Raw genomic sequence first — 25,600 nt, 5'->3', positions numbered from 1 at the left:
CTCGATTTTCCTGATGATAGGATTAAAGGATTTTGTTGATTTGAATCAGGGCAATCTTGTAATCCTATAAATCACGGTTCAGATAAAGTTCAAAGGAAAAAATCCGAAATCCAACATCCGAATTCCCAAATCCCCTTCCTCCCCTGTAAATCCTTTGTCAATAATATATTAGAGAATTGTTACTCATGTTGTAAAACTGTACCTTTGCGCTAAATTTAGAGGGACACTTGATTCATGATGTTGAACGCAGACTACCAGGAGAAGTTTCAGTCGAGACATATTGCTCCAAATGAAGCCGATACGGCAAAAATGTTAAAAACTGTCGGTGTAAATTCACTGGATGAATTAATATCGCAAACCGTGCCTGACAGGATCAGGCTGAAAGCTCCGCTTAACTTACCGCCTGCCAAAAGCGAATTTGATTACCTGAACACTTTAAAGCAAACCGCTTCCAAGAACAAGGTTTTTAAATCATACATCGGTAAAGGTTATTACGATGTGATCGTACCTGGTGTAATTCAACGCAACATCCTGGAAAATCCGGGCTGGTACACGCAGTATACGCCATACCAGGCCGAGATTGCGCAAGGTCGTTTACAGGCATTGCTTAACTTCCAGACCATGGTCATCGACCTTACCGGGATGGAAATTGCCAATGCTTCGTTATTGGACGAAGGTACTGCCGCTGCCGAAGCGATGTTTATGCAGTACAGTCTGCGTAAAAATAACAACGCCAATGTGTTCTTCGTATCTGAGGAACTGTTCCCTCAAACTATTGATATTTTAAAAACCCGTTCGGAACCTTATGGTATCGAACTGCAGATAGGCGATCACCGTACCGTGGAGCTAACCGAAAATATGTTCGGCGCTATTGTACAGTATCCGGCTGGTAATGGCGCGGTTTACAACTATACCGACTTTGCCGCCAAAGGGCATGAAAAAGGCATTAAATTAACCGTTGTTGCCGATATCATGAGCCTGGTATTACTAACGCCTCCGGGCGAATGGGGCGCCGACATTGTGGTGGGTTCTTCACAACGTTTTGGCGTACCTATGGGCTTTGGTGGACCGCATGCCGCGTTTTTTGCTACTAAAGAAGAATACAAACGCTCTATCCCGGGCCGTATCATCGGAGTTACTATTGACAGCGCCGGTAACTATGCCCTGCGCATGGCGCTGCAAACCCGCGAGCAGCACATCCGCCGCGATAAAGCAACTTCAAATATTTGTACTGCGCAGGCTTTACTGGCTATTATGGCTGGTATGTACGCGGTATATCATGGTCCGCAAGGGGTTAAATTGATTGCCGAACGTATCCATGGCCTTACTGTTTTATTGGCCAAAGCCCTTGGCGAATTAGGTTACGAACAACTAAATGAATCATACTTTGATACCTTAAAGTTTGATGTTGCTCACTTAGCCAGTCCTATCCACTCGGAGGCCTTAAACAACGAAATGAACCTGAGCTATAACGGTTCGGTGGTTACTATTTCGCTTGATGAAACTACTTCTGTTGAAGATGTTAAAACCCTGGTTAGGTTTTTTGCCAAAGTAAAAGGCAAATCACTTACCGATGTTAATATCGATGAGCTGAAAGCTGACCTGCAAACGGTTATCCCAGCTGATCTGCAACGTCAGTCGGCTTATTTAACGCACGCCATATTCAATACGCACCATTCAGAACATGAAATGCTGCGTTATATCAAATCATTGGAGACCAAAGATCTTTCGCTTTGCCATTCCATGATCGCTTTGGGTTCATGTACTATGAAGCTGAACGCCACTACCGAAATGGTGCCGGTTACCTGGGCTGAGTTTAGTAAGATCCATCCATTTGCCCCTGCCGACCAGGTAGGCGGTTATATGCAGTTGTTTGATGAGATCAACAACTGGCTGAGCGAGATCACCGGCTTTGCGGCCATGAGTTTGCAGCCAAACGCTGGTGCCCAGGGCGAATACGCCGGTTTGATGGTGATCCGCGCTTATCATCACGACCGCGGCGATCATCACCGTAACATCGCTTTAATCCCATCATCGGCACACGGTACCAACCCTGCATCAGCAGCTATGGCCGGTATGAAGATAGTGGTAGTAAAATGCGACGATAACGGTAACATTGATGTGGCTGATATGAAAGCCCGTGCCGAGCAATATAAAGATGAACTTTCCTGCTTAATGGTTACTTACCCATCTACCCACGGGGTATTTGAGGAGTCGATCATCGAGATCTGCGATATTATACACCAGAACGGCGGCCAGGTTTATATGGACGGTGCCAACATGAACGCACAAGTTGGTCTGACAAGTCCGGCTAATATTGGTGCCGATGTTTGTCACCTCAACCTGCACAAAACTTTCTGTATCCCACATGGTGGTGGTGGTCCGGGTATGGGCCCTATCGGTGTGGCCAAACACCTGGTTCCTTATTTGCCAGGTCATGCGGTGGTTGATATAGACAGGGGAAAATCTATCCACGCGGTATCAGCAGCTCCATGGGGTTCGGCTTCTATCCTGATCATATCACACGCTTATATCGCTATGATGGGTGCTGATGGTTTAACCAATGCTACACGCTATGCGATTTTGAACGCCAATTATATCAAAGCACGCCTGCAGGATCACTTTCCGGTATTATACACCGGAGCCAATGGTCGTTGCGCGCATGAGATGATACTGGATTGCCGTTCATTTAAATCGTTTGGTATTGAGGTAACTGATATCGCTAAACGTTTGATGGATTATGGTTTCCACGCGCCAACTGTATCTTTCCCGGTTGCGGGTACGGTGATGGTTGAGCCAACTGAATCGGAGCCAAAGCACGAGCTTGACCGTTTTTGTGATGCGATGATCGCTATACGCCATGAAATTACCGATGTTGCCGAAGGCGTATCGGATAAAACAGATAACCCTTTAAAAAATGCACCTCATACCGCCGCCGTTATTACCGGCAACGAATGGGAGCATAGCTATACCCGTCAAAAAGCGGCATTTCCGCTGCCTTACGTGGCCGCATACAAATTCTGGCCATCTGTAGGCAGGGTTAATGATACCCATGGCGACCGGACACTGATCTGTTCATGTCCGCCGCTGGAAGATTACGCCTTTGAAGAAAGTGTGATTGAGTAACAGATGTGCAGATATGCGGATTTCAAATGTGCGGATGTGCAAATGAGGAACAATAAAGAAATGTGCAGGTGGTTTAAAGATCATCTGCACATTTAATTAGTGAATTATTGATTTATTGAATTAATGATTTCATCAACACATTTGGAATCCACACATCTTCAAGCTCATCTGCACATTCGCACATCTGCATATCTGCACATCTTTCTCGTCTTCTCTTTTTAATCATTTAATATGCGATTAGTCATTTTATTCACTGTGTTCTTTTCTGACATTATTTGTGTTTATTTAAAACTTTCAATACACCAATAGCTGTTATATTGGATAATTAAAATGCGGTTTTCGTGTTTTAATTATTGGTTTTTAGCTTTTTTAGGGGTATTTTTATTGTTTGAGAAGAAATTTGCTGAAACGCAATCTGGAAAATTCAATACACTTTAATCTGGTATTTTTACTGGAAAAAGCCGGAAGGTTTAAAATAAATATACCACTTTGCGGTTATTAATACACCCGGTTAAAACAATACCAGACTTAACAACTTGAAGGAATATAACTTTTTAATTTCACGTAGCGTATAAATACATCTATAAAAAGCACATCTATTTTAAATGCCTTATGACCATTAATGATAAACCTGTGAGTGTATTATTAATTGATGATGATGAGATCAATAATTTCATCTCCATTAAGTTAATAAAAAAAGCGTTGCTGAATACCGAAATCATGGCGTGTTTAAATGGAAAGTTTGCCATTGAACAGTTAACCGATATACAGCGGAAAGATCCGGCTAAAATGCCCGATTATATTTTGCTGGACATCAACATGCCTATTATGAATGGCTGGGAATTTTTAGATGAGTATAAGCGTCTGAACATCGACCCTCAGGGTAAAAGCAAAATCTATATCATTTCATCATCGGTGTTTAGTAACGATATTAACAAAGCTAAATCATATCCGCTGGTAAAAGATTTTATATCAAAGCCCCTTAATGTCGAAAAAATAAAAGAACTTTTTGAGGTAAATGCCCACAATTAAGCAGGTTCAACTTTAAAATGCTCGTCATTACGCGTTACCTTGCCTATAGCAAAAGATTTAGCATGATAAAAAAGGCAGATCCATCCTTCAGTGGCTGCCTTTTTTCCATATTCTTCGCGTAATTGCATTGCCTTACGGCCGTCCATATCGTATTTTGCAATAAACTTTCTGATCAGCTGTTCGGGTTCAGGTAGCTCATCACCTCCAAAAAACACTTTCCTGCCTTCCAGTTCAATCCAGAATACCTGGTGATAGGGGCAGTGCCCTCCTGAATGTTCATACCTGATACCAGGCTGTAATTCTCCACTGCCCTCCACGAACGTAATGTTGACTCCCTGAAGCGCTTCAAATATTTCTTTATGATAGGATGAGGTTTTACCCGCTAAACCGGTTTCCCATTCCTGTCGTTGAATCACATGCTTTGCTTGCGGAAAGCTGGGCTCCAGTTTGCCGTTCCGCTCCACAACCAAACCGCCGGAGTGATCATAGTGCAGGTGCGACATCAGTACCAGGGTAACATCCTCCGGATCAAAACCGGCATTGCGTATATTTTGATGGAGCAGTAACTCATCCCGTGTATCTTTAAAACCAAGGCCAGTATCCAGTACGATAAGATCATGGTCAGTCTTGATCAGAAACGGGTTTACGTGGATAAATAAGGATGCGGGGCGATCTTTCGGATTGTCAGTTTGCGGATCAAACGGAATAAATTTCTTACTTGCATCAACCGAATAAGAGCCCTCACCTAACGCGAAAATTTCCATTTTTTTAGTATCAAGTAGCGAGTATCAAGTAGCACGACAAAAATCTTTTGCAAGTATTCAAAAATCTTGATACTTGATACTCGCTACTTGATACTAACTATAGTTATCTTTACTGTTTTTATTTGCAAATGTATGAATAAACGCTGGACGGTAAGGGAAAATGCTGATCATGAAGTAGTCAAAAAATTAGCCGCCGACCTGAATATTGATGCCGTTTTAAGTACCCTGCTGGTTAACAGGGGGATAAGCACATTTGATGAGGCCCGTTACTTTTTCAGGCCCGACATTTTGCACCTGCATGATCCATTCCTGATGAAGGATATGGAAAAGGCTATTGAACGTATTGAAGATGCCATAGCAGCCGGCGAAAAAATATTGATCTTCGGTGATTATGATGTGGATGGTACCACTGCGGTTGCTACGGTTTATAGTTTTTTTAAAGAGCGCTATGAAAACCTGGAATATTATATCCCCGATAGATATAAAGAAGGTTATGGGATATCAACCCAAGGTATCGATTATGCCGCCGATAATGGTTTTACACTTATTATAGCGTTAGACTGCGGCATTAAATCGGTTGATAAAATTGATTATGCAAACACCCGTGGTGTTGATTTTATTATCTGTGATCACCATCTTCCAGGCGCTGAGTTACCCGCGGCCGTTGCGATACTTGATCCCAAACGCAATGATTGTGAATACCCATACAAGGAACTTTCGGGCTGTGGTATTGGTTTTAAGCTGATACAGGCTTATGCCGAAACACATGATATTCCCTTTGAGGAAGTAGCCCATTATCTGGACCTGGTAGCTATCAGCATCTCCTGCGATATTGTACACATCACCGGCGAAAACCGCACGCTGGCCCATTTTGGTCTGCAAAAGATCAATAGTGATCCGTGCATGGGCGTAAAAATCCTGGTAGAGATTGCCGGCAGAACAGGAAGTCTGACCATATCAGACGTAGTGTTTTTGCTGGGCCCCCGTATTAACGCCGCCGGCAGGATAGATGATGCCAAACACGCCGTTGAACTGCTGATTGCCTGCGACGAAAAACTGGCCCGCGAAAAAGGCATGATGATCAATACCCATAATGCCGAACGTAAAGGGCACGATTTGGATATTACCGGCGAGGCTTTAAATATGATTGATAATGACGAGGAACTGATCGGTCGTAAATCAACCGTGGTTTTTAATGAGCATTGGCATAAAGGGGTGATCGGTATTGTAGCCTCGCGCCTCACCGAAAAATATTACCGGCCAACCATTGTGCTTACCCGTTCCAACGGACATGTGGCAGGTTCGGCCCGGTCGGTATTAGGATATGATCTTTATGAAGCGCTTTGCGAGTGTAAAGATCTGCTCATTCAGTTTGGCGGTCACAAGTATGCCGCAGGCCTAACCATGGAGCCCGAAAACGTAGAAGCTTTTAAAGCACGCTTTGAAGAGGTGGTAAGCGCCACCATAGCGCCGGAACAATTAATACAACAGATACAAATTGACGCCGAATTACGTTTAAGCCAGATAGAACCGAAATTCTTCCGGATCCTGAACCAATTTGCACCGTTCGGACCCGAGAATATGTCGCCGGTTTTCATCAGTAAAAATGTGTATGTTAGTGGCAATGCGGCTTTAGTAGGCGCTGCCCATATTAAAATGTCGGTAATGCAGGAAGGCTCGGCAGCGTTTGATTGTATCGCCTTTAACCATGGCGAATACCTGCCGCAATTAAAGCCGGGTATGCCGTTTGACATTTGCTACAGCATTGAAGAAAACGTATGGCGCGAAAGGCGCACTATACAATTGAATATAAAAGGAATAAGGTTTTAAGTCTTAAAGTCGGGAGTTCTGAGTCTCAAGTCAGGAGAGCATAACTCAGAATTTAAGACTTAAAACTTAAGACTCAGAACTCAAGACTTAGAATGATATTAAGAGCAGACCATTTAGTAAAGAAATATAAGCAACGCACGGTTGTTAACGATGTATCGTTTGAGGTATCACAGGGCGAGATAGTAGGTTTGCTTGGGCCGAATGGCGCCGGAAAAACCACCTCATTTTATATGATCGTAGGACTAATAAAACCAAATGAAGGCCTTATTCACCTGGATGATCAAAACATTACCCAGGACCCAATGTATCGCCGGGCGCAAAAGGGTATAGGTTACCTGGCCCAGGAAGCTTCAGTATTCCGCAAACTTTCTGTAGAGGATAATATCAAAGCGGTGCTGGAAATGGGCAAGATGACCAAAGAAAGGCAACGCGAAAAACTGGAAGAGCTCATTGACGAATTTAGTTTGCACAAAGTCCGCAAGAACCGGGGCGATCTGCTATCGGGTGGCGAACGCCGACGTACCGAAATTGCCCGTGCTCTGGCTGCCGAACCCAACTTTATTTTACTGGATGAGCCCTTTGCCGGTGTGGATCCGATAGCGGTAGAGGAGATCCAGGCTATGGTGGCTAAATTAAGGCACCGAAACATCGGTATCCTGATCACCGACCACAACGTACAGGAAACATTATCCATCACCGATCGGGCTTACCTGCTTTTTGAAGGCAAGATACTGGAATCGGGCGTTCCGGAGGTACTGGCCGAAAATGAAATGGTGCGTAAGGTGTACCTGGGATCGAATTTTGTTTTGAAAAGAAAAGTATTTCCGCAATAATTTGGGGAGCAACGATTGTTGGAACAAGGAGCAAGGATTTTGAGAATATGGATTCATTTGTCCTGTATTTAAAAACTTAGCTTCTATCTGTTTAATGTCTTTGCTCCAAAAATCCTTATTCATAAAACCAATGGATAGGCTTTTTACGATTAATTGTATTTTTTCCTATCTTGACTCTTGATTCTAATTTCTTGACTCTGCTACACTATGACAATCTTTAACTCTGTATTTACCTGGTTCATGAAAAAGCGGATCCATCAGATAGAGCTTTTTATGAAGTACCCCAATGAGGTGCAGGAGGAGTGGTTTGAGCAACTGATATCCGGCGCCGAAAGCACCGAATGGGGGCGCAAATACCAATATAAAAGCATCGAGAACCTCAATCAGTTTAAAGAACGGGTGCCTATACAGAGCTATGATACGCTAAAGCCCTATATTGAGCGGATGCTTATGGGCGAAAAAAATGTACTGTGGCCCTCAGAGATTCGTTGGTTTGCCAAATCATCAGGTACAACTAACGACAGGAGCAAATTCATCCCCGTGAGTGAAGAGGCCCTGGAAGAATGTCATTTTAAAGGTGGTAAGGATCTGCTCACCATTTATTTTAATAATCAGCCCAATGCCCGGATGTTTACTGGGAAGATACTGACGCTTGGCGGCAGTCACCAGATGAGTCAGCTGAGTGCAGATACTTCTTTTGGCGATCTTTCGGCGGTGATCATGAAAAATCTGCCCCTTTGGGCCGAATTTCACCGCACCCCCGATCTGGATATAGCCCTGCTGGAGAACTTTGAGGAAAAAATTGAAAAGATAGCGCAGGCTACCAAAGATGTAAACGTGACCAGCATCAGCGGAGTACCAACCTGGAATTTGGTGTTGTTTAAACGCATACTGGAAATTACCGGTAAAAAAAACCTGCTTGAGGTATGGCCCAACCTGGAAATGTACTTTCATGGCGCGGTTAATTTTACTCCCTATCGCGAGCAATTTAAAACGTTGATCCCGAGCGATGACATGTATTACCTGGAGAACTATAATGCCTCAGAAGGCTTCTTTGGAATCCAGGATACCAAAGAGCCTGGCGACATGCTGTTGATGCTGGATTATGGTATATTCTACGAGTTTTTGCCCGTGGAAAACCTGCACGACGAAAACCCTAAAACCCTTACACTTGATGAGGTGGAACTGGATAAGAATTATGCCCTCATTATCACCACCAACGCCGGCTTATGGCGCTATATGATCGGCGATACCATTAAATTTTCGTCGCTGTCGCCATTCCGTATTCAGGTAACCGGGCGAACGAAACATTACATCAATGCCTTTGGCGAAGAGGTGATCATTGACAACGCCGAGCGAGCCCTGGAAGAGGCCTGCCGCCAAACCGGCGCCATTATCAGGGAATACACCGCAGCGCCCGTTTACTTTAATGGTAATGATTGTGGCGCACATGAATGGATCATTGAGTTTGAAAAGAAACCCGCCGAATTTGAACGTTTTGTGGACCTGCTTGACGAAACCCTGCGGCGTATCAATTCAGACTATGATGCCAAACGTTTTAAAGATATGGCCCTGCGCCGCCCCATCGTGCGTCGCGCCCCCGAAGGCACTTTTTTCAATTGGATGAAAGAAAAAGGTAAACTGGGCGGTCAGCATAAAGTACCCCGCCTGGCCAATAACCGCGAATACATCGATGCCATTTTGAAAATAATGGAACCGGTGGGGAGTTAGATTTCGTCGGCCGGAGGCCGGGAGATAATCGTCACTCGGTTGGAGCCGAGCGACTGCAAGTATGAGGTTGGAGAGGTAAACGAGAAATAAAATAATAAAAAACAACAGCCGTCGCTCGGCTCCAGCCGAGTGACCACTATTACCCGGCCTCCGGCCGATGTAGAATTAACCAAAATGTCCGAACTCCGCAAAGCCAATACCGACCGGCCATTTTTTATTACGCTTACAGTAGTTGGCTGGATAGATGTATTTACCAGAAGTGAATATTGCGAAGAGTTTTTAAAGAACCTGGAATTTTGCCGTATAAACAAAGGCTTAAAAGTATATGCTTATTGTATCATGAGTAGCCATGTTCATTTGATAATAAGTTGTGACGAGACCAAGCTTCCCCAAATTCTCCGTGATCTTAAAAGCTATACTGCTAAAAGATTGATTGAGATGATTAGTAACGATCTGGGCGAAAGCAGGAAGGAGTGGCTGCTGTATTTGTTCAGGTATTTTGCCAATAGCTCCTTACAAAACAAAGATTATCAGTTTTGGCAGAAAACAAACCATCCCACGGAACTAATCACCGCGAATGTGTTTGATCAAAAGGTTGAATATATTCATAATAACCCGGTACAGTCGATGACTGTGAATGATCAAATAGCTTTTGTATACAGCAGTGCTAATCCTGATTCTATTTTTAAGGTTGATGAAAGTTGAATGTCTTCGTCGGCCAGAGGCCGGGAGATAGTCGTCACTCGGCTGGAGCCGAGCGACTGCTAAGCTTTTTTTATATTCCACTTGCCGCCGCTCGGCTCCAGCCGAGTGGAAACTATTACCCGGCCTCCGGCCGATATCAAAAAGCAACCAACATAAAAAAAGCCCTGCATAAATAATATGCAGGGCCCATAGTAATATGATAATAGGTCAGTTACGACATTTTAAGCTTCTTTTGAATGTCGGCAACATAACCTTTAAATTTCTTATCGGTATCAATAAGGTCCTCAACGGTTTGGCAGGCGTATATTACGGTAGAGTGGTCGCGGCCGCCAAAGAAGTGACCGATTGATTTTAATGAACTTTTGGTGTGAGCTTTGGCCAGGTACATGGATATTTGACGGGCCTGTACAATTTCGCGTTTGCGGGTTTGTGATTTTACCATTTCAATAGGCACTTCAAAATATTCACAAACCAGGCTTTGAATATACTCCATCGAAATTTCTTTAGATGAGTTTTTTACAAAGTTCTTGAGCATTTGCTTAGCCAGGTTCAGGTCGATCTCCTTGCGGTTCAGCGTTGACTGTGCCAGCAGGGATACCATAGCGCCTTCCAGCTCACGCACATTGTTATCAATGTTGTGGGCAACATACTCAATTACATCATTTGAAAGCTCAATGCCATCCTGATAGATCTTGTTTTTGAGGATAGCCATACGGGTTTCCAGATCAGGGATCTGCAGATCTGCAGATAGGCCCCATTTAAACCGTGAAAGCAAACGCTCCTCTAAACCTGCAAGGTCCTTAGGTGCTTTATCTGATGTAATGATCAGCTGCTTGCCCGATTGATGTAAATGGTTAAAGATGTGAAAGAAGAAATCCTGTGTTTTTTCTTTACCCGCAAAGTTGTGTACATCATCCATGATCAGTACATCAATAGCCTGGTAAAAGTTCACAAAATCGTTAATGTTATTGTGTTTAAGCGCGTCAACAAATTGTTGGGTAAATTTTTCGCACGATACATAAAGTACCAGTTTATCGGGCAATGAGCGCTTTATTTCGTTACCAATGGCCTGGGCCAGGTGGGTTTTACCTAAACCAACACCGCCATATATCATTAAAGGATTAAAAGAAGTACCACCTGGTTTTGCAGCAACGGCATAACCGGCAGAGCGGGCTAAACGGTTGCAATCACCTTCAACAAAGTTTTCAAAGGTGTAATTCCTGTTTAGCTGCGGATCAACATTTAATTTTTTCAAACCAGGGATCACAAAAGGGTTTTTAATGTCCTTATTGATCGAGATTGGGATCGGCATTGATTGATTTTTGGACTCGGCACCATTTCCGTTCGAAGGCATATTAGTGGTGTATGGTTTACTTGATGATTGCTCAACAACTATATTATACTCTAAACGCCCTTCGTCGCCTAATTGTTTTTTGATTGTTTTGCGCAGTAAACCTACATAGTGCTCCTCGAGCCACTCGTAAAAGAATAAACTTGGTACCTGTATCGTCAGAACGCTTCCTTCCATGCGTAAAGCTTTTATTGGCTCAAACCAAGTTTTAAAGCTTTGTGCTGGTATGTTATCTTTGATGATCTGGAGGCAGCTATTCCAAACAGTAGTACAGGTTTTTTCCATATAGATAATAGTAATATATTGATTTCCAACCCCCAGCGAAACAATTTTTGGGCCTGCTACGGAACATCGAATATTGCCAAAAAAAGCTTATAAAAAAATTAAATTTTCACTTTTTTGGCAAATAAATTTCTGGCATGATAATCAGCTTTTTAATGAAAAAAACTCATTAAATATTGATTTTAACAGCAAAAATTGCAATTATATTTCCGTTAGTCCCAATTAATATGAACCGATTAATTTAATAAAAAATCAGGATAATTACCAGGGGGATAATTATTTTTTATACGGTTGCACGCCACAATAGTTGAGCCAATTTAACATTAACGCTACAGTTAAAAAATAATGTTCTGGTATACTGCTAAATAAAATAGGGTACAGGATTTATTTATCAACATTAGGCTATATCGTGTGTCTGTAAAAATTTACACATTGTGTTAATATTCGCCAAAAACGTGACGCAGTGTGTCAGCAATTTCCCCGAGTGTGGCATAACACTCTACAGCAGTGAGGATAAAGGGCATTAAATTTCCCCTGCCCAGGGCCGCTTCCTTCAATTCCTGTAAACTGGTAGCTACCGCCTGATTGTCCCTGCTGCTTTTTAATGTTGATAATTTTTCCGTTTGCATCTTACGGATACTGTCATCCACCCTGAAAATATTCAGCTCGGCCGCCTCCTGCTGGGTAAAGCGGTTTACACCTACTAATACCTTTTCGCCGCTTTCAATATCGTTTTGATACTGGTAGGCCGATGCCGCTATCTCCTGCTGGATGTAATCCTGCTCAATAGCCTTTACAGCGCCGCCCATAGCATCTATCTTGTCAATGTATAATTGTGCAGCGGCTTCTATTTCGTTGGTCAGTGCCTCTATAAAATAAGAGCCAGCCAATGGGTCGACCGTATCGGTAACACCGCTTTCAAAAGCAATGATCTGCTGGGTACGCAACGCTATTTTGGCCGCAGCTTCTGTAGGTAAGGATAGGGCCTCATCGTATCCATTAGTATGTAAGGATTGGGTGCCGCCCAATACCGCAGCCAAAGCCTGGTTGCTAACTCTAATAATATTATTCAAGGGTTGCTGCGCGGTTAAGGTGGATCCGCCTGTTTGGGTGTGGAAGCGTAACTTTTGTGCGCCGGCATCTGTGGCGCCCAGTTGTTTGGTGATATGTGCCCACATGCGGCGGGCTGCTCTGAACTTGGCTATCTCCTCAAAAAAATTATTGTGGCAATTAAAAAAGAAAGATAAACGTTTGGCAAATACATTAATATCTAATCCCTTGTCCAGGGCTGCTTTTAAATAGGCTTTGCCATTAGCCAGGGTAAAGGCCAGCTCCTGCACAGCAGTTGAACCGGCTTCGCGGATGTGATAGCCGGATATAGATATGGTGTTCCACTTAGGGACTTCCCTGCTGCAATATTCAAATACATCGGTAATGAGCCGCATAGATGGCGCGGGCGGATATATATAGGTGCCGCGTGCGGCGTATTCCTTTAATACATCGTTTTGTATGGTTCCGGAGATCTGCTTTAGGTCGGCTCCCTGTTTTTTAGCCAGGGCTATGTACATGGCCAGTAAAATGGGTGCCGTGGCGTTGATGGTCATGGAGGTGGTAATATCCTTGAGGGTTATACCATTAAACAGGATCTCAATGTCTTTTAAAGAATCAATAGCTACGCCTACCTTACCCACTTCGCCCTCAGCAAGTTCATGATCGGAGTCGTACCCGATTTGGGTGGGCAGGTCAAATGCTACGGAAAGCCCGGTTGTACCCTGACTCAGCAGGTAGTGGTATCGTTTGTTTGATTCTTCGGCAGTGGAGAAGCCCGCGTATTGGCGCATAGTCCAGGCCTTGCCCCGGTACATGTCTTTTTGTATGCCGCGGGTGAACGGAAACTCACCAGGCAGTTCATCCATTGTGGATGGCTGGGTATAAACTTCCTTAATTTCGATACCCGATGTGGTGGTGAACTTTTTTTCGGCCATGAGGTTAAAATAATTCTTCTATATCCTGCCGTACCAGGCCGGTGGCTATTTCATACGGATCCTGCTCCTGCTTACTTAAATGGATCAATATGGTTTTACTCATCTCGGTACCCGAAGCATCTGCAGGCAGGGTCTTCATGGTATTGTTCATCAGGGTCAGGGTGTCGTCTTTTACCCTTTTCACCACATTCCATACGCGTACGCTCACATAAATCTGTTGCGTAACATTATGCTGAAATTCATTCCTGATCTCAGTAACAACCATCATATGTAATTCGGCCGCCGACAGGCCAGAAGCATTAAGGCGGATAAGCATGCTGGCAGGGTTAATCCTTTCAATAAATAAAATGACACGCTCGTATGCCTGCAAACGCAAAGGCAGCGTTTGGCTGCTAACGGCCCTTTTTAATTCAAGCACCTGTATTTGTTCTGCTTTATCCAGATAAGGTTTAAATAAGTACAACGCCACCCACACTACCCCAATGCCGGCAACGGTATATTTTAAAATATCAAGTAAATAGGGTAGTGTTTGCATGTTTATAAAATGTTAAACTGAGGTCATAAAATACCGGTTGCAACAAAAATCTACATTTTACATTATATTTGTATAGTTAAATAAAAATAAGATGAGTACTGCTGTTGAAATTGCACCGGTAACCTTTACTCCGGGAGCCGTTAAAGAACTTTTTAAATTGAAAGATCAGCAAGAGATAGGCGACGATTTTGGCCTGCGTGTTGGTGTTGAAGGTGGTGGCTGCTCGGGCATGAACTATGTGCTGGGCTTTGATCAGAAAAAGGATGGCGACCAGGAATATGATATTGATGGTATAAGAGTATTTATGCATAAAGCCCATGGCTTGTACCTGGCTGGTATGCAAATTGATTTCCAGGACGGTTTAAATGCCCGCGGATTTACCTTTAATAACCCCAATGCCGCCAGCACCTGTGGCTGTGGTACTTCGTTTTCGGTATAAACTACAGTTTTAAGATATTATATAGAAGGGCAGCCTATGGGCTGCCCTTTGTGTTTATAGCTTTTTACTTAATATTAAAACGCGATTTTATTTTATAACGGTTGAGTTTGCTGTAACAAAATGATGCGGTGCACAGTCAAACCGCAAAGTTTTTTTATTTTTATACCATGCCGGTAAAAACGTCCTACAAAGAAAATGTCTCTATTGCATTACAATCTATAGCCGGCAACAGGCTGCGTACCTCATTAACCTCGTTAATTATAGCTATAGGTATTATGGCCCTGGTAGGTATTTTAACCGCTATTGAGGGGATACGGCAGTTTACCAATGATGCTTTTGCCGATCTGGGTGCTAATTCATTCACCATCCAAAATCGCGGCCAGGGACTAAACTTTGGCAATGGCGGGAACCATAAAGCATACCCGGCAGTTACTTACGACCAGGCCGAACGCTTTAAAAAGACGTTTAAATTACCGGTTTTAACCGCCATAAATCTGGATGTTACCGGTACGGCAGTGGCTAAGTATGGCAATCAAAAAACAAACCCTAATATTTCTATTTCAGGATCCAATGAAAATTATCTGATCACTGCTGGCAAAAAACTATCCTTTGGTCGTAATTTCTCATCATCCGAACTGGAGCATGGAGCTAATGTGGTGCTTATTGGGGATGAGATCAAATCAAAACTTTTTAAAAAGGAAGATCCTATTAATAAGTCGCTTTTTATAGGCAATAATAAGTACCGTGTAGTTGGCGTAATTGCATCAAAAGGCTCCAGTTCATTTGGGGGCGATAAATTCTGTATTATACCGATATTGAAAGCTAAGCAGATAGATACGGCGCGTAACGTATCCTATACTATCACTATCAAGGTTGCCAGTCCAGGCGCGCTTGATGCATCCATAGGTGAGGCTACCTCGTTATTCCGGAATATCCGGGGGCTCAATATAGCCAACGATACTAATTTTGATATTACGCGGAGCGATTCTATTCAAAAGGAACTCTCAGGCCAGTTAATGGGTATTACTATAGCGGGTTTTGCCATAGGTATTATAACCCTGATTGGGGCGGCCATTGGGCTTATGAACATTATGCTGGTATCAGTTACCGAACGTACCCGCGAAATAGGCGTGCGCAAGGCTATCGGGGCAACACCTGCCGTTATCCGCAAACAATTTTTAATTGAAGCTATTGTGATATGCCTTATAGGGGGAGCGGTTGGTATATTATTAGGAATGGCAATAGGTAACCTGATAGCTGTTCAAATTAGCGGAACTTTTGTGGTGCCATGGGCATGGCTCTTTTTTGCTGTGCTGTTATGTACCTTTATTGGTTTGATATCGGGCTATTATCCGGCAAAAAAAGCATCCAGGCTTGATCCGGTAGAGGCGTTGAGATACGAATAGAAAAAAGAAGCAAGAAATAAGAGTCAAGAATTAAGACCCATTTTTCACATCTTGATTCTTGACTCTTATTTCTTGCTTCTCCCTACATCAGCAAAGTATTTTTCAGCGGGTAATCAAAGAGTAGTTTCTCAATGTAAGTAGTATGCAGGGCATCCTTTAGTGCAGCGGCGTGTTTAGGGTGGTGCATGTCGCTTGATATGAAATCAATCAATTCATTATCTATCAGGCTTTCGGCCAATTTTTTTGATTCGCGGCCATAATACCCGGTTAGCGAAATTGTATTCAGCTGAAAATTACAGCCCCAGTCATGCAGGTTTTTAAACTGTTCCAGATCCATATAAGGATATCTTTCAGGGTGAGCCAGGATTGGCTTATAGCCCCTGTCGTTCATTTTTTGAATAACCGATATGGCATTAGGAGGTTTATTAATGAACGAGAACTCAAATAAAGCATAATTATCGCCCATGGTAAGCAGTCTGTGTTCCTCAACACGGGTTTCAAAGGTTTCGTCAAAATAGTGCTCGGCTGCTGCTTCAACGGGTATATCAATGTTTTCCTTTGCCAGTTCGGTTTTTAATATATGGAGCGCATTATTAATGGTTTCGGGGGTATTCCTGTAAAAATCAACCATAATATGCGGGGTAGCAATAATTTTTTTTATCCCCAGCTCCATCATCTTACGGACCAGGACAATGGAGTCTTCCGGCGTTTTAGCACCATCATCAATTCCGGGTAATACATGCGAGTGCATATCAACCATGATCAAGTCATAATTAAAGTTCGTATGTCTCTTTTCTTTTTCCGGTTTCTTCTTAAATAACCCAAACATAATTATGCGCAGTTAATTATTTTTTTGGTGACTATGCGTACGGTATGGTTAGCGATTGGCATACTGTTCGCTATAATATTGCTGATAATGGCCCGATGTAACGTTTTCCAACCACTCTTCATTAGCCAGGTACCAGTCGACAGTTTTTTCCAATCCTTCTTCAAAGGTTATTCCGGGTACCCATCCTAATTCATCTTTAAGTTTGGAGGCATCTATGGCATATCTTAGATCGTGACCGGCCCTGTCTGTTACAAAAGTGATCAGTTTGGCCGATTCTCCTTCAGGCCTGTTCAGTTTTTTATCGAGTATGGTACATAACAAATTGATCAGGTCGATGTTCTTCCATTCGTTATGGCCGCCAATGTTATAGGTTGATCCGGCTTTTGCTTTATGGAAAATCAAGTCGATGGCGCGGGCATGGTCTTCTACCCAAAGCCAGTCGCGTATGTTTTCGCCTTTGCCGTATACCGGTACAGGTTTACTTTGTTTAATATTATTAATGGCCAGAGGGATCAATTTTTCGGGAAAGTGATAGGATCCATAGTTGTTAGAGCAATTGGATAGTACGGTGTTCATGCCATAAGTATCCTGGTAGGCGCGTACAAAGTGATCTGAGCTGGCTTTTGATGCCGAATAAGGCGAATGCGGATCGTATGCCGTTTCTTCGGTAAACATACCATCATCACCCAGGGAACCATAAACCTCATCGGTTGAAACATGGTAAAAGCGGGTTTGGTCGTAGCGGCCTTTCCAGTTTTCGCGGGCCGCGTTAAGCAGGTTAACAGTGCCCACCACATTGGTCATCACAAACTCCAGCGGACTAACAATTGAGCGGTCAACATGCGATTCGGCAGCCAGGTGTATCACTGCATCGGGTTGTTCGGCGGCAAATAACTCGTTAATAAAAGCTATGTCAACAATATCGCCTTTTACAAACCGGTAATTGGGTTCATTTTCAATATCAACCAGGTTAGCCAGGTTACCGGCATAAGTCAGTTTATCTAAATTGATAATGGTATAATTGGGGTAGTTTTTTACAAAACGGCGCACTACATGTGATCCTATAAAACCTGCACCACCTGTAATAATTATTTTTTTCATCGGTAGAATATTAATGGACACTAATTGCACGAATTTAATCGAATTTGACTAATTGGCGCATTTTAAGCAGACAATTTGATTGGCGAAATTCGATTAAATTCGTGCAATTAGTGTTTGTTTTGTTTTTATAACGGATTTTGTGATATGTATTTTTCCCATTCCCAGGCCGACAGCATCATAGTATCAATACCCAGTTCGGCCTTCCAGCCCAGCTTATTTGTTGATTTGGTTACATCGCCCCAAACTTTTTCTACATCACCCGGGCGGCGCGGGCCAATCTGGTAATTTAATTTAACACCGGTAGCACGTTCAAACGCGTGTATCACCTCTAATACGGTACTGCCATTGCCGGTACCGATATTAAATACATCATACCCGGTAAAGCTTTCCTTTTCGGCCAGTTTCAAGGCTGCCACATGTGCTTTGGCCAAATCAACTACGTGGATATAATCGCGTACACAGCTGCCATCGGCAGTATCATAATCGTTGCCAAATACGGTTAGTTTTTCACGCTTACCAATAGCGGTTTGGGTAATAAAAGGCACCAGGTTTTGGGGTACGCCAATAGGTAATTCACCTATAAGCGCGGTTTCATGAGCGCCTACCGGGTTGAAATATCTTAACGATATTACTTTGTAGTTACTGCCGGAGGCTACCATGTCGGTCAATATCTCTTCGGCTATTTGCTTGGTGTTGCCATAAGGCGATTCTGCAGGTTTTACCGGCGCGTTCTCGGTAACAGGCAGTATATCCGGCTGCCCGTAAACGGTACAGCTTGATGAAAAAACAAAATTTAGTGGTTTACCGTAATAAGCTTCCAGTAAGTTGATGAGGGAGTAAAAATTATTACGGTAATACTTAAGCGGTTTTTGTACCGATTCGCCTACTGCCTTAAAAGCGGCAAAATGAATAATGCCATCAATATCGGGTTCGTTAACGGCCAGTTCCTTTACGCTTTGTTCATCGCTCAGGTCAAGCTTGTGGAAAACAGGTTTATATCCTATTATCCGGGCTATCTGATCCAGTATTTTAGGGTCGGAGTTTGATAGGTCGTCAACAATAACAGGTTCATAACCTGCATTTACCAATTCAACAACGGTATGCGATCCAATAAAACCCAAACCGCCGGTTACTAATATCTTCATTTTAAGTATGTATATTAACGTTTATTATAGTACGCAAAATCCTTGTGGTTTATTTCTTTTTCGGGCAAGGATTTAAAATAATCCAGGGTGATCTTTAAGCCCTCGCTCCGGGATACTTTGGGCTCCCATCCTAAAATAGATTTGGCCTTGGTAATATCCGGCCGGCGTTGTTTAGGGTCATCAACCGGTAAAGGCAGACTGATGAGCTTTTGATCGGTACCGGTTAGCTTGATGATCTCTTCACCAAATTGTTTAATGGTGATCTCATCCGGGTTACCGATGTTTACCGGTTGCGCGTAATCACTGTGCAGCAGGCGGTAAATGCCTTCAACCAGGTCGTCTACATAACAAAATGATCGAGTTTGTGAACCATCGCCAAACATGGTTAATGATTCGCCTCTTAGCGCCTGGCCAATAAAGGCGGGTAATACACGCCCGTCATTTAAGCGCATCCTGGGGCCATAGGTATTAAAGATCCGCACAATGCGGGTCTCCAGGCCATGAAAAGTATGATAAGCCATGGTAATGGCTTCCTGGAAACGTTTGGCTTCGTCATAAACACCTCTTGGACCTACCGGGTTTACATTACCCCAATATTCTTCGGGTTGGGGGTTAACGTTCGGGTCGCCATAAACTTCAGAGGTTGAAGCGATCAGCATCCGGGAACCTTTGGCCCGGGCCAGCCCCAGCAGGTTATGTGTACCCAATGAACCTACCTTTAAGGTCTGGATCGGGATCTTTAAATAATCAATAGGACTTGCCGGTGAAGCAAAGTGCAGTATGTAATGCAGCTCGCCGGGAACATGTACAAATTTGGATACATCGTGGTTATAAAACTCAAAATTCTCCAGTTTAAACAAGTGTTCAATATTACGCAGATCGCCGGTGATCAGGTTATCCATGCCAATTACATGGTAGTCTTCTTTGATGAACCTGTCGCACAGGTGCGAACCCAGAAAGCCGGCTGCTCCGGTTATTAATATCTGTTTACGAGTTGACATATTTTATTGTTTAGTTCACTGGTTCATTAGTTCACGGTTCATTGGTGAACGCGGCAACAGACTATCGATATAAGGGCAGGTACCAATAAACTAATGAACCAGTGAGCCAATGAACATTAAACTATTGTTATTACTTTTATGCCCGGCTAAGATAATCATTCATACTTAAATTGATGTTTTTATATAACATTGGGATCAAATTATATTACTTCGCTGTATGGTTCGCCTCGTTTTTTAACACCAAAGCCAACTTGTGGGTAAATGGGCGCCGGCAACAAAAAATACAGCCATTGAACGGGAGTATCTGGTTCCATTTTGCCTCCCTTGGCGAATTTGAACAGGGTCGGCCAATTCTGGAAGCTATGCGTGAGCAGTATCCCGGCAAAAGTATTGTGGTTACTTTTTTTTCTCCATCGGGCTATGAGATCAGGAAGAACACCCCCCTTGCCAATGCCGTTTACTATCTGCTTTTGGATACCAAAAAAAATGCCCATGATTTAATTGACACTATAAAGCCGGATATGGCCATATTTACCAAGTATGAGTACTGGTATCATTATTTTAAAGAGCTGAACAGGCAGAATATTCCGTTATATATTGTCTCTGGTATATTCAGACCCGGACAAGTGTTTTTTAAATGGTATGGCGGTTTGCACCGTAAAATGTTGAGCTTTGTTACGCATTTTTTTTTGCAGGACGAAAGTTCCAAACAACTGCTTAATAACCTCGGAATTATCAACGTAACCTTGAGCGGTGATACCCGTTTTGACCGTGTGTGGGCCAATGCGCAAAACCCAAAAGAGATAGCCGGAATAAGTGAATTTAAGAACGGGCAAAAGCTTTTTATAGCTGGCAGCACCTGGCCCGAAGATGAAAAACTACTGGCCACCCTGCCTGTACTATACCCCGACTGGAAATTTATTTTTGCCCCGCATGAAATTGGAGAGGAAAAAATAAACAACCTGATGAACTTATTACCAAAGGGTTCGGCAATAAGATATTCTCAATTAAAAGATACCCAATCGAATCTCAAATCTCAAATCTCAAATCTCAAATCTCTTGTTATAGATAACATCGGTATGCTGTCATCTTTATATGCCTATGGCGATATCGCTTATATTGGTGGTGGTTTTGGTGCCGGTATCCATAATACGCTCGAGGCCGCGGCTTTTGGCCTGCCTGTTATTTTTGGCCCGCATTATTTAAAGTTTAATGAAGCACGGGAGCTGATAGCGCTGAAAGCAGGTTTTAGTATCAGCGATGAAACACAACTAAAAGGTATTGTAGATACTTTGATTACCGACGAAGCTTTTTACAGCACAACCAGCAAAAAGATATATAGTTATGTACAGGAGCATACCGGTGCTACCCAAATGATCATGGAGCATATAGATGTGCAGATGTGCAGATTATAGATGTGCAGATGTTTTTGTCTGAACCGGAATTTATGAATTAATAGAATTTGCACATCTATAATTATAATCTGCACATTTGCACATCTACATATTTGCACATCAAAAAATAATGGGGTTTTTATATCTGCCCGGTTTGGGTAAAGCGCATTTTCATGAATACGGTACCGGCGAAAAACCGCTGCTGGCTTTTCATGGCTATGGCATGACGGGTAAGCAGTTCCATGTGCTCGAGCGCTCTATCCTGCCCAAATACCATATTTACGGATTCGATCATTTTTTTCACGGGGGTAGTAAGCTGGAAGGCTGGACAGAAGAGCAGATCACCGCCGGTATGCCCAAAAATATGGTGTGTATATATATGGAGGAATGGTTTAAAGCCTATGGCGAGCAGCGGTTTTCGGTGATGGGTTACTCCATTGGCGCCAACCTGGCCCTGATACTCTTGGAAGAGTATGCTCACTTAATTGATGATGTGATATTAATGGCTCCGGATGGACTGTCGGTATATAAAGGGTTTCATTTTTTGCTGCACAACCCGATGGGTAAGTTCCTGTTTCGGCGAGTAACCAAAAGCAAGTGGCTGGCTCCCTTTGTACTAAAAACTGTAAAACGGATAGGTTTGATAGATCATAACCTGTACCAGATAGCCTATAATGAAATTGATACCGAACAAAAACGACTGGATACTTATTATACCTTAAATTTGATCCGTTTATTGAAACCCGATGTAGAAAAAATAGCCGCCCAGATCAATCAGTATAAAATAAATTGCCAGCTGATATTTGGTAAAGATGATAAACTGTTCCCCAAATCTGCAGCGATGCCTTTTATTGAAAAGCTGGATAACGCCGAGGTGCACGAACTGGCCCTGGGTCATTGGTTGGTTATTAAGGCATTGGACGAATATTTAGTACGATAAATTATGTTGCCATCGCGCCAGAATGATACTTTAAGCCGAATGTTTTACCGCTTTATGCGCTGGTGGATGAGCCGTAATTTTAAGGAGATCAACATACAGCCGTTTGAGCCGCGCCCGGGGCATTCCATATTGCTGCTTACTAATCACTTTAGCTGGTGGGATGGTTTTTTTGCCAACTATGCCGCCTTTAATAATTTAAAGCGCCGCCTTTATATCATGATGCAGCATGATCATTTTTTGAAGCACTGGTATTTTAAATACCTGGGCGCTTTTTCTATGAAAAAAGGCTCGCGCGAAATGCTGGAGTCGCTTACCTATTCGGCCGGACTGTTGAACAATCCGGAAAACCTGGTCACTATTTTTCCGCAGGGGGCATTGTACTCCAATCATGAAACCTATATTCATGTAGAAAATGGTATTGAGCGATTGATCAAACAGATCAAAGGTCCCTGCCAGGTAGTTTATCAATGTACATTGATTGATTATTTTGAGGGCCTGAAACCACGGGCCTATATACATCATTTTGACTGTGGTGTTGCCAGCGAGGTGCCGTTTGAGGAGTTGAAACAACGCGTCAATAATTTTCATCAGCAGGCCTTAAAAAAACAGGCCAATATGAAGCACTGATTAAATTTAGGATTTCGGATGTTCGATTTCGGATTTAATTTTGATTTTGAACATGAACTAAACAAAAGTCCGAGTACATTTAAATATATAAATCCAAAATCGGACATCCGAATTCCGAAATCAAAAAAATGGTCTACAACAAGAAGAACATATTTTTTAACCGTGTCATTCATTACTATGTGAAGTGGGCCGTAGGTCGGCATTTTCATGAAATGTTGTTCAATGTTATTGAAGTGGATAAAAGCAAATCGATATTACTGATAGCAAACCACTTTAGTTTTTGGGATGGATTGATTTTGTATTGTTTAAATGAAAAACTGCTGAAAAAAAAGTATCATGTAATGGTGGAGAAAGAAACGGTTCATAAACTCAACTATTTAAAGTTTGTAGGGGCATTTTCTATCACTAAAAAATCAAAAGATATTATTGAGTCGCTTAATTATGCCGCTGAACTTTTAAATGATCCGCAAAATCTGGTACTTATCTTCCCACAGGGGAAACTGTTTTCCAATTATGTGGAGGATGTTCATTTTGATAAAGGCGTATTGCGAATCATGCAAAAAGCGGTTGGCAAGTTCCAGCTGGTTTTTTCTTCAATATTTATTCAATACTTTAAACACAAAAGACCAACTGCTACCGTTTATTTAAAAAGCGAAACCGAAAATTTTACTGATAAAACAATAGTTGAATTAAAAGAAGCATATCAGCAACATTACAGCAATTCAAAACTTCTTCAAACTAAATTTGATATATAAAAGTGATCATTGCCATATCAATAACCTTCTTTTTTATTATTCTGCGTTTTACAGTAACCCTGTTTAATTTTATATCCAATCCCAAACTGCACCGGGTAGCTAAGGCCTATCCGGATAGAGTATCTATCCTCATACCGGCCCGTAATGAGGCTGATAATATCCTTTTGTTGCTACAGTCTATCCATCGGCAGGAGTATCAAAATTATGAGGTGATCATATTGGATGATGAGTCAACAGATAATACTTATGCGGTTTGTGAAGCTTTCGCCGAAAACCATTCGCGTTTCCGGGTAATCAAAGGGAGCAAATTGCCCGATGGCTGGATAGGTAAAAACTACGCCTGCCATCAGTTGGCTCAGCAAGCCGATGGCAAGTATCTGCTTTTCCTTGATGCCGATGAAGAGGTAAAAGAAGGTTTGATCAACAGCGCGGTACACCGGATGCACCTGCATCAGTTAGGCCTATTAAGCCTGTTCACCAACCAGCAAATGGAAAGCCCCGGCGAAAGGGCTGTTGTGCCGCTCATGCACTTTATATTATTAAACTTGTTGCCTGTACGGCTCATATATCTGGTGAAAAATGCTTCGGTAGCCGCAGCAAGCGGGCAGTTTATGCTTTTTGATGCCGCTACATATCACCAGCACCAATGGCACAAAGCGGTAAAAAATAAAGTGGTGGAGGATGTAGAGATCATGCGCTTAATTAAGGCCAACGCCTATAACGGCGAGGCCTTGCTGGCGAACGGCATGATCAGCTGCCGCATGTATAAAAGTTATAACGAGGCTATAAAGGGCTTTAGTAAAAATTTTCTGGCTGCTTTTAATTACAGCATCATCGGCTTTTTAATTTATATCATACTCATCATCGGTGGACCGATGATCGTGATCATGACACTGAATTTACCCCTGTTGTTGTTTATGCTGGGTTTAATAGCCCTAAGCCGCATCATGATCTCGCTCTTATCAGATCAAAACCCGGTAAGCAATATTATTATGCACCCTGTACAAATGTTCAATATGCTTGTTATAGCAGTTCTATCCATACAAAAATATCTCACCAAAACAACGGTATGGAAAGGGCGCCGGATTTGAAAAATTCACTAAAAGAAGCCACTTCGCGGCCACAGCGCATATCTATTATCATCATTATATTATTTCATGCTGTGGGTTTAATAGGATGCTCATTGCCGGCAACAGATATATTATTTTTAAAACTGGTGCCCTGGCATTTGCTGTTGATGACCGTTGTAATTATATACAGCCACGATCAGTTAAGGAGCCGGTTTTTTGTTTTTGGCTTGCTCATCTTCGTTATTGGTTTTGTGGCAGAGCTGATTGGTGTGCATACAGGTTGGCTGTTTGGCAACTATGCTTATGGCGAAACGCTGGGTACCCAACTATTCCGTGTGCCACTCATGATCGGTGTAAACTGGTTTTTGCTCACCTACTCAACCGGGGTACTGCTGCAAAGAAGTCGTATCAAGAGCCGCATTATTCGGATTTTAGCTGGCGCTCTTATCCTGGTACTGCTGGATATACTGATAGAACCTATGGCCATGCATTTTGATTACTGGCATTGGATCGATAACCATATCCCCCTAAAAAATTATGTTTGCTGGTTTGGGTTAAGCGCATTGCTGCTTTTTGTTTTTGATCAGTTTAAGTTTAAGCCGCAAAGTAAAGTAGCTTCTGTGTTGCTTATTATGCAGTTTATCTTTTTTATGGGCTTGGAATTGCTGAACTGAGGGCTGCACAAGACTTGCGCTAAAAAAGGATATCGTTTTAACAAA

The 25,600-nt window shown here is 42.6% G+C and carries 22 protein-coding genes; 14 read left to right on the top strand and 8 right to left on the bottom strand.

What is annotated here, in order from left to right; genetic code table 11:
• Window positions 1-234 precede the first annotated feature (234 nt).
• Window positions 235-3,126 (top strand): aminomethyl-transferring glycine dehydrogenase, encoded by a 2,892-nt coding sequence (gene gcvP, locus ACNURT_RS00700; protein ID WP_419700113.1) that lies wholly within the window; start codon window positions 235-237, stop codon window positions 3,124-3,126.
• A 633-nt stretch (window positions 3,127-3,759) separates the two neighbouring features.
• Entirely contained in the window at window positions 3,760-4,158 is a 399-nt protein-coding gene (locus tag ACNURT_RS00695; RefSeq protein WP_370998462.1) for a response regulator, read from the top strand.
• On the opposite strand, the gene ACNURT_RS00690 is transcribed toward ACNURT_RS00695, so the two are convergent.
• Entirely contained in the window at window positions 4,155-4,922 is a 768-nt protein-coding gene (locus ACNURT_RS00690; protein WP_419700112.1) for an MBL fold metallo-hydrolase, read from the bottom strand. The two genes, ACNURT_RS00695 and ACNURT_RS00690, sit on opposite strands and share 4 nt — an antisense overlap.
• Before the next feature lie 132 nt (window positions 4,923-5,054).
• Here ACNURT_RS00690 and recJ point away from each other — a divergent pair, with 132 nt between their 5' ends.
• The 4 genes from recJ (at window position 5,055) to ACNURT_RS00670 (ending at window position 10,021) form a co-directional block, all read left to right on the top strand.
• Entirely contained in the window at window positions 5,055-6,752 is a 1,698-nt protein-coding gene (gene recJ / locus ACNURT_RS00685) for a single-stranded-DNA-specific exonuclease RecJ (protein WP_419700111.1), read from the top strand.
• A 92-nt stretch (window positions 6,753-6,844) separates the two neighbouring features.
• Window positions 6,845-7,585 carry an LPS export ABC transporter ATP-binding protein gene (gene lptB / locus ACNURT_RS00680; protein ID WP_370998465.1) on the top strand — a complete coding sequence of 247 codons (741 nt, stop codon included), beginning with the start codon at window positions 6,845-6,847 and terminating at the stop codon, window positions 7,583-7,585.
• A 207-nt stretch (window positions 7,586-7,792) separates the two neighbouring features.
• The gene (locus ACNURT_RS00675) at window positions 7,793-9,316 is read left to right on the top strand and encodes a GH3 auxin-responsive promoter family protein (RefSeq protein WP_419700110.1); all 1,524 of its coding nucleotides are present in this window, start codon (window positions 7,793-7,795) and stop codon (window positions 9,314-9,316) included.
• Window positions 9,317-9,490: 174 nt separating this feature from the next.
• Window positions 9,491-10,021, top strand: coding sequence for a transposase (locus ACNURT_RS00670; RefSeq protein ID WP_419700109.1), 531 nt, complete (start codon window positions 9,491-9,493; stop codon window positions 10,019-10,021).
• A 211-nt stretch (window positions 10,022-10,232) separates the two neighbouring features.
• On the opposite strand, the gene dnaA is transcribed toward ACNURT_RS00670, so the two are convergent.
• From dnaA to ACNURT_RS00655, 3 genes are all read right to left on the bottom strand, one after another.
• Complete coding sequence (gene dnaA / locus ACNURT_RS00665; RefSeq protein ID WP_076371801.1) at window positions 10,233-11,657, bottom strand: chromosomal replication initiator protein DnaA; 1,425 nt, start codon at window positions 11,655-11,657, stop codon at window positions 10,233-10,235.
• 434 nt (window positions 11,658-12,091) lie between these two features.
• Window positions 12,092-13,639 (bottom strand): acyl-CoA mutase large subunit family protein, encoded by a 1,548-nt coding sequence (locus tag ACNURT_RS00660; RefSeq protein ID WP_419700108.1) that lies wholly within the window; start codon window positions 13,637-13,639, stop codon window positions 12,092-12,094.
• 4 nt (window positions 13,640-13,643) lie between these two features.
• The gene (locus ACNURT_RS00655) at window positions 13,644-14,174 is read right to left on the bottom strand and encodes a hypothetical protein (protein WP_419700107.1); all 531 of its coding nucleotides are present in this window, start codon (window positions 14,172-14,174) and stop codon (window positions 13,644-13,646) included.
• Between the two features lie 91 nt (window positions 14,175-14,265).
• On the opposite strand from ACNURT_RS00655, the gene ACNURT_RS00650 reads away from it, so the two are divergent.
• Entirely contained in the window at window positions 14,266-14,613 is a 348-nt protein-coding gene (locus ACNURT_RS00650; protein WP_166092793.1) for a HesB/IscA family protein, read from the top strand.
• Between the two features lie 167 nt (window positions 14,614-14,780).
• Complete coding sequence (locus ACNURT_RS00645) at window positions 14,781-16,019, top strand: ABC transporter permease (protein WP_419700106.1); 1,239 nt, start codon at window positions 14,781-14,783, stop codon at window positions 16,017-16,019.
• Between the two features lie 82 nt (window positions 16,020-16,101).
• Here ACNURT_RS00645 and ACNURT_RS00640 read toward each other — a convergent pair whose 3' ends face one another.
• The 4 genes from ACNURT_RS00640 to ACNURT_RS00625 all read right to left on the bottom strand — a co-directional run bounded on the left by ACNURT_RS00640 (window position 16,102) and on the right by ACNURT_RS00625 (window position 20,095).
• Complete coding sequence (locus tag ACNURT_RS00640) at window positions 16,102-16,848, bottom strand: tyrosine-protein phosphatase (protein ID WP_419700105.1); 747 nt, start codon at window positions 16,846-16,848, stop codon at window positions 16,102-16,104.
• A gap of 48 nt (window positions 16,849-16,896) precedes the next feature.
• The gene (rfbB, locus tag ACNURT_RS00635; protein WP_419700104.1) at window positions 16,897-17,949 is read right to left on the bottom strand and encodes a dTDP-glucose 4,6-dehydratase; all 1,053 of its coding nucleotides are present in this window, start codon (window positions 17,947-17,949) and stop codon (window positions 16,897-16,899) included.
• Between the two features lie 125 nt (window positions 17,950-18,074).
• A complete protein-coding gene (galE, locus tag ACNURT_RS00630) occupies window positions 18,075-19,094 on the bottom strand; it encodes a UDP-glucose 4-epimerase GalE (protein WP_370999109.1) in 1,020 nt (339 codons plus the stop codon).
• 14 nt (window positions 19,095-19,108) lie between these two features.
• Window positions 19,109-20,095: a UDP-glucuronic acid decarboxylase family protein gene (locus ACNURT_RS00625; RefSeq protein WP_419700103.1), complete on the bottom strand. Its 987-nt coding sequence runs from the start codon at window positions 20,093-20,095 to the stop codon at window positions 19,109-19,111.
• 173 nt (window positions 20,096-20,268) lie between these two features.
• Between ACNURT_RS00625 and ACNURT_RS00620 the strand changes: the two genes are divergently transcribed.
• The 6 genes from ACNURT_RS00620 (at window position 20,269) to ACNURT_RS00595 (ending at window position 25,555) form a co-directional block, all read left to right on the top strand.
• Entirely contained in the window at window positions 20,269-21,510 is a 1,242-nt protein-coding gene (locus ACNURT_RS00620) for a 3-deoxy-D-manno-octulosonic acid transferase (RefSeq protein ID WP_419700102.1), read from the top strand.
• Between the two features lie 109 nt (window positions 21,511-21,619).
• Window positions 21,620-22,429: an alpha/beta fold hydrolase gene (locus ACNURT_RS00615; RefSeq protein ID WP_419700101.1), complete on the top strand. Its 810-nt coding sequence runs from the start codon at window positions 21,620-21,622 to the stop codon at window positions 22,427-22,429.
• Window positions 22,430-22,432: 3 nt separating this feature from the next.
• Window positions 22,433-23,056 carry a lysophospholipid acyltransferase family protein gene (locus ACNURT_RS00610; RefSeq protein WP_419700100.1) on the top strand — a complete coding sequence of 208 codons (624 nt, stop codon included), beginning with the start codon at window positions 22,433-22,435 and terminating at the stop codon, window positions 23,054-23,056.
• Window positions 23,057-23,184: 128 nt separating this feature from the next.
• Window positions 23,185-23,811 (top strand): 1-acyl-sn-glycerol-3-phosphate acyltransferase, encoded by a 627-nt coding sequence (locus tag ACNURT_RS00605; protein ID WP_419700099.1) that lies wholly within the window; start codon window positions 23,185-23,187, stop codon window positions 23,809-23,811.
• 2 nt (window positions 23,812-23,813) lie between these two features.
• Window positions 23,814-24,902, top strand: a complete 1,089-nt coding sequence (locus ACNURT_RS00600) for a glycosyltransferase (protein WP_419700098.1) — start codon at window positions 23,814-23,816, stop codon at window positions 24,900-24,902.
• Window positions 24,899-25,555: a carotenoid biosynthesis protein gene (locus tag ACNURT_RS00595; protein ID WP_419700097.1), complete on the top strand. Its 657-nt coding sequence runs from the start codon at window positions 24,899-24,901 to the stop codon at window positions 25,553-25,555. Before ACNURT_RS00600 ends, ACNURT_RS00595 begins: the two co-directional genes overlap by 4 nt.
• Window positions 25,556-25,600: the final 45 nt, after the last annotated feature.

This window comes from Mucilaginibacter sp. NFX135, from assembly GCF_048565145.1.
Taxonomy (GTDB): domain Bacteria; phylum Bacteroidota; class Bacteroidia; order Sphingobacteriales; family Sphingobacteriaceae; genus Mucilaginibacter.
Note: the sequence above shows the minus strand (reverse complement) of the source record. Positions and strands in the feature narration are given on the sequence as shown.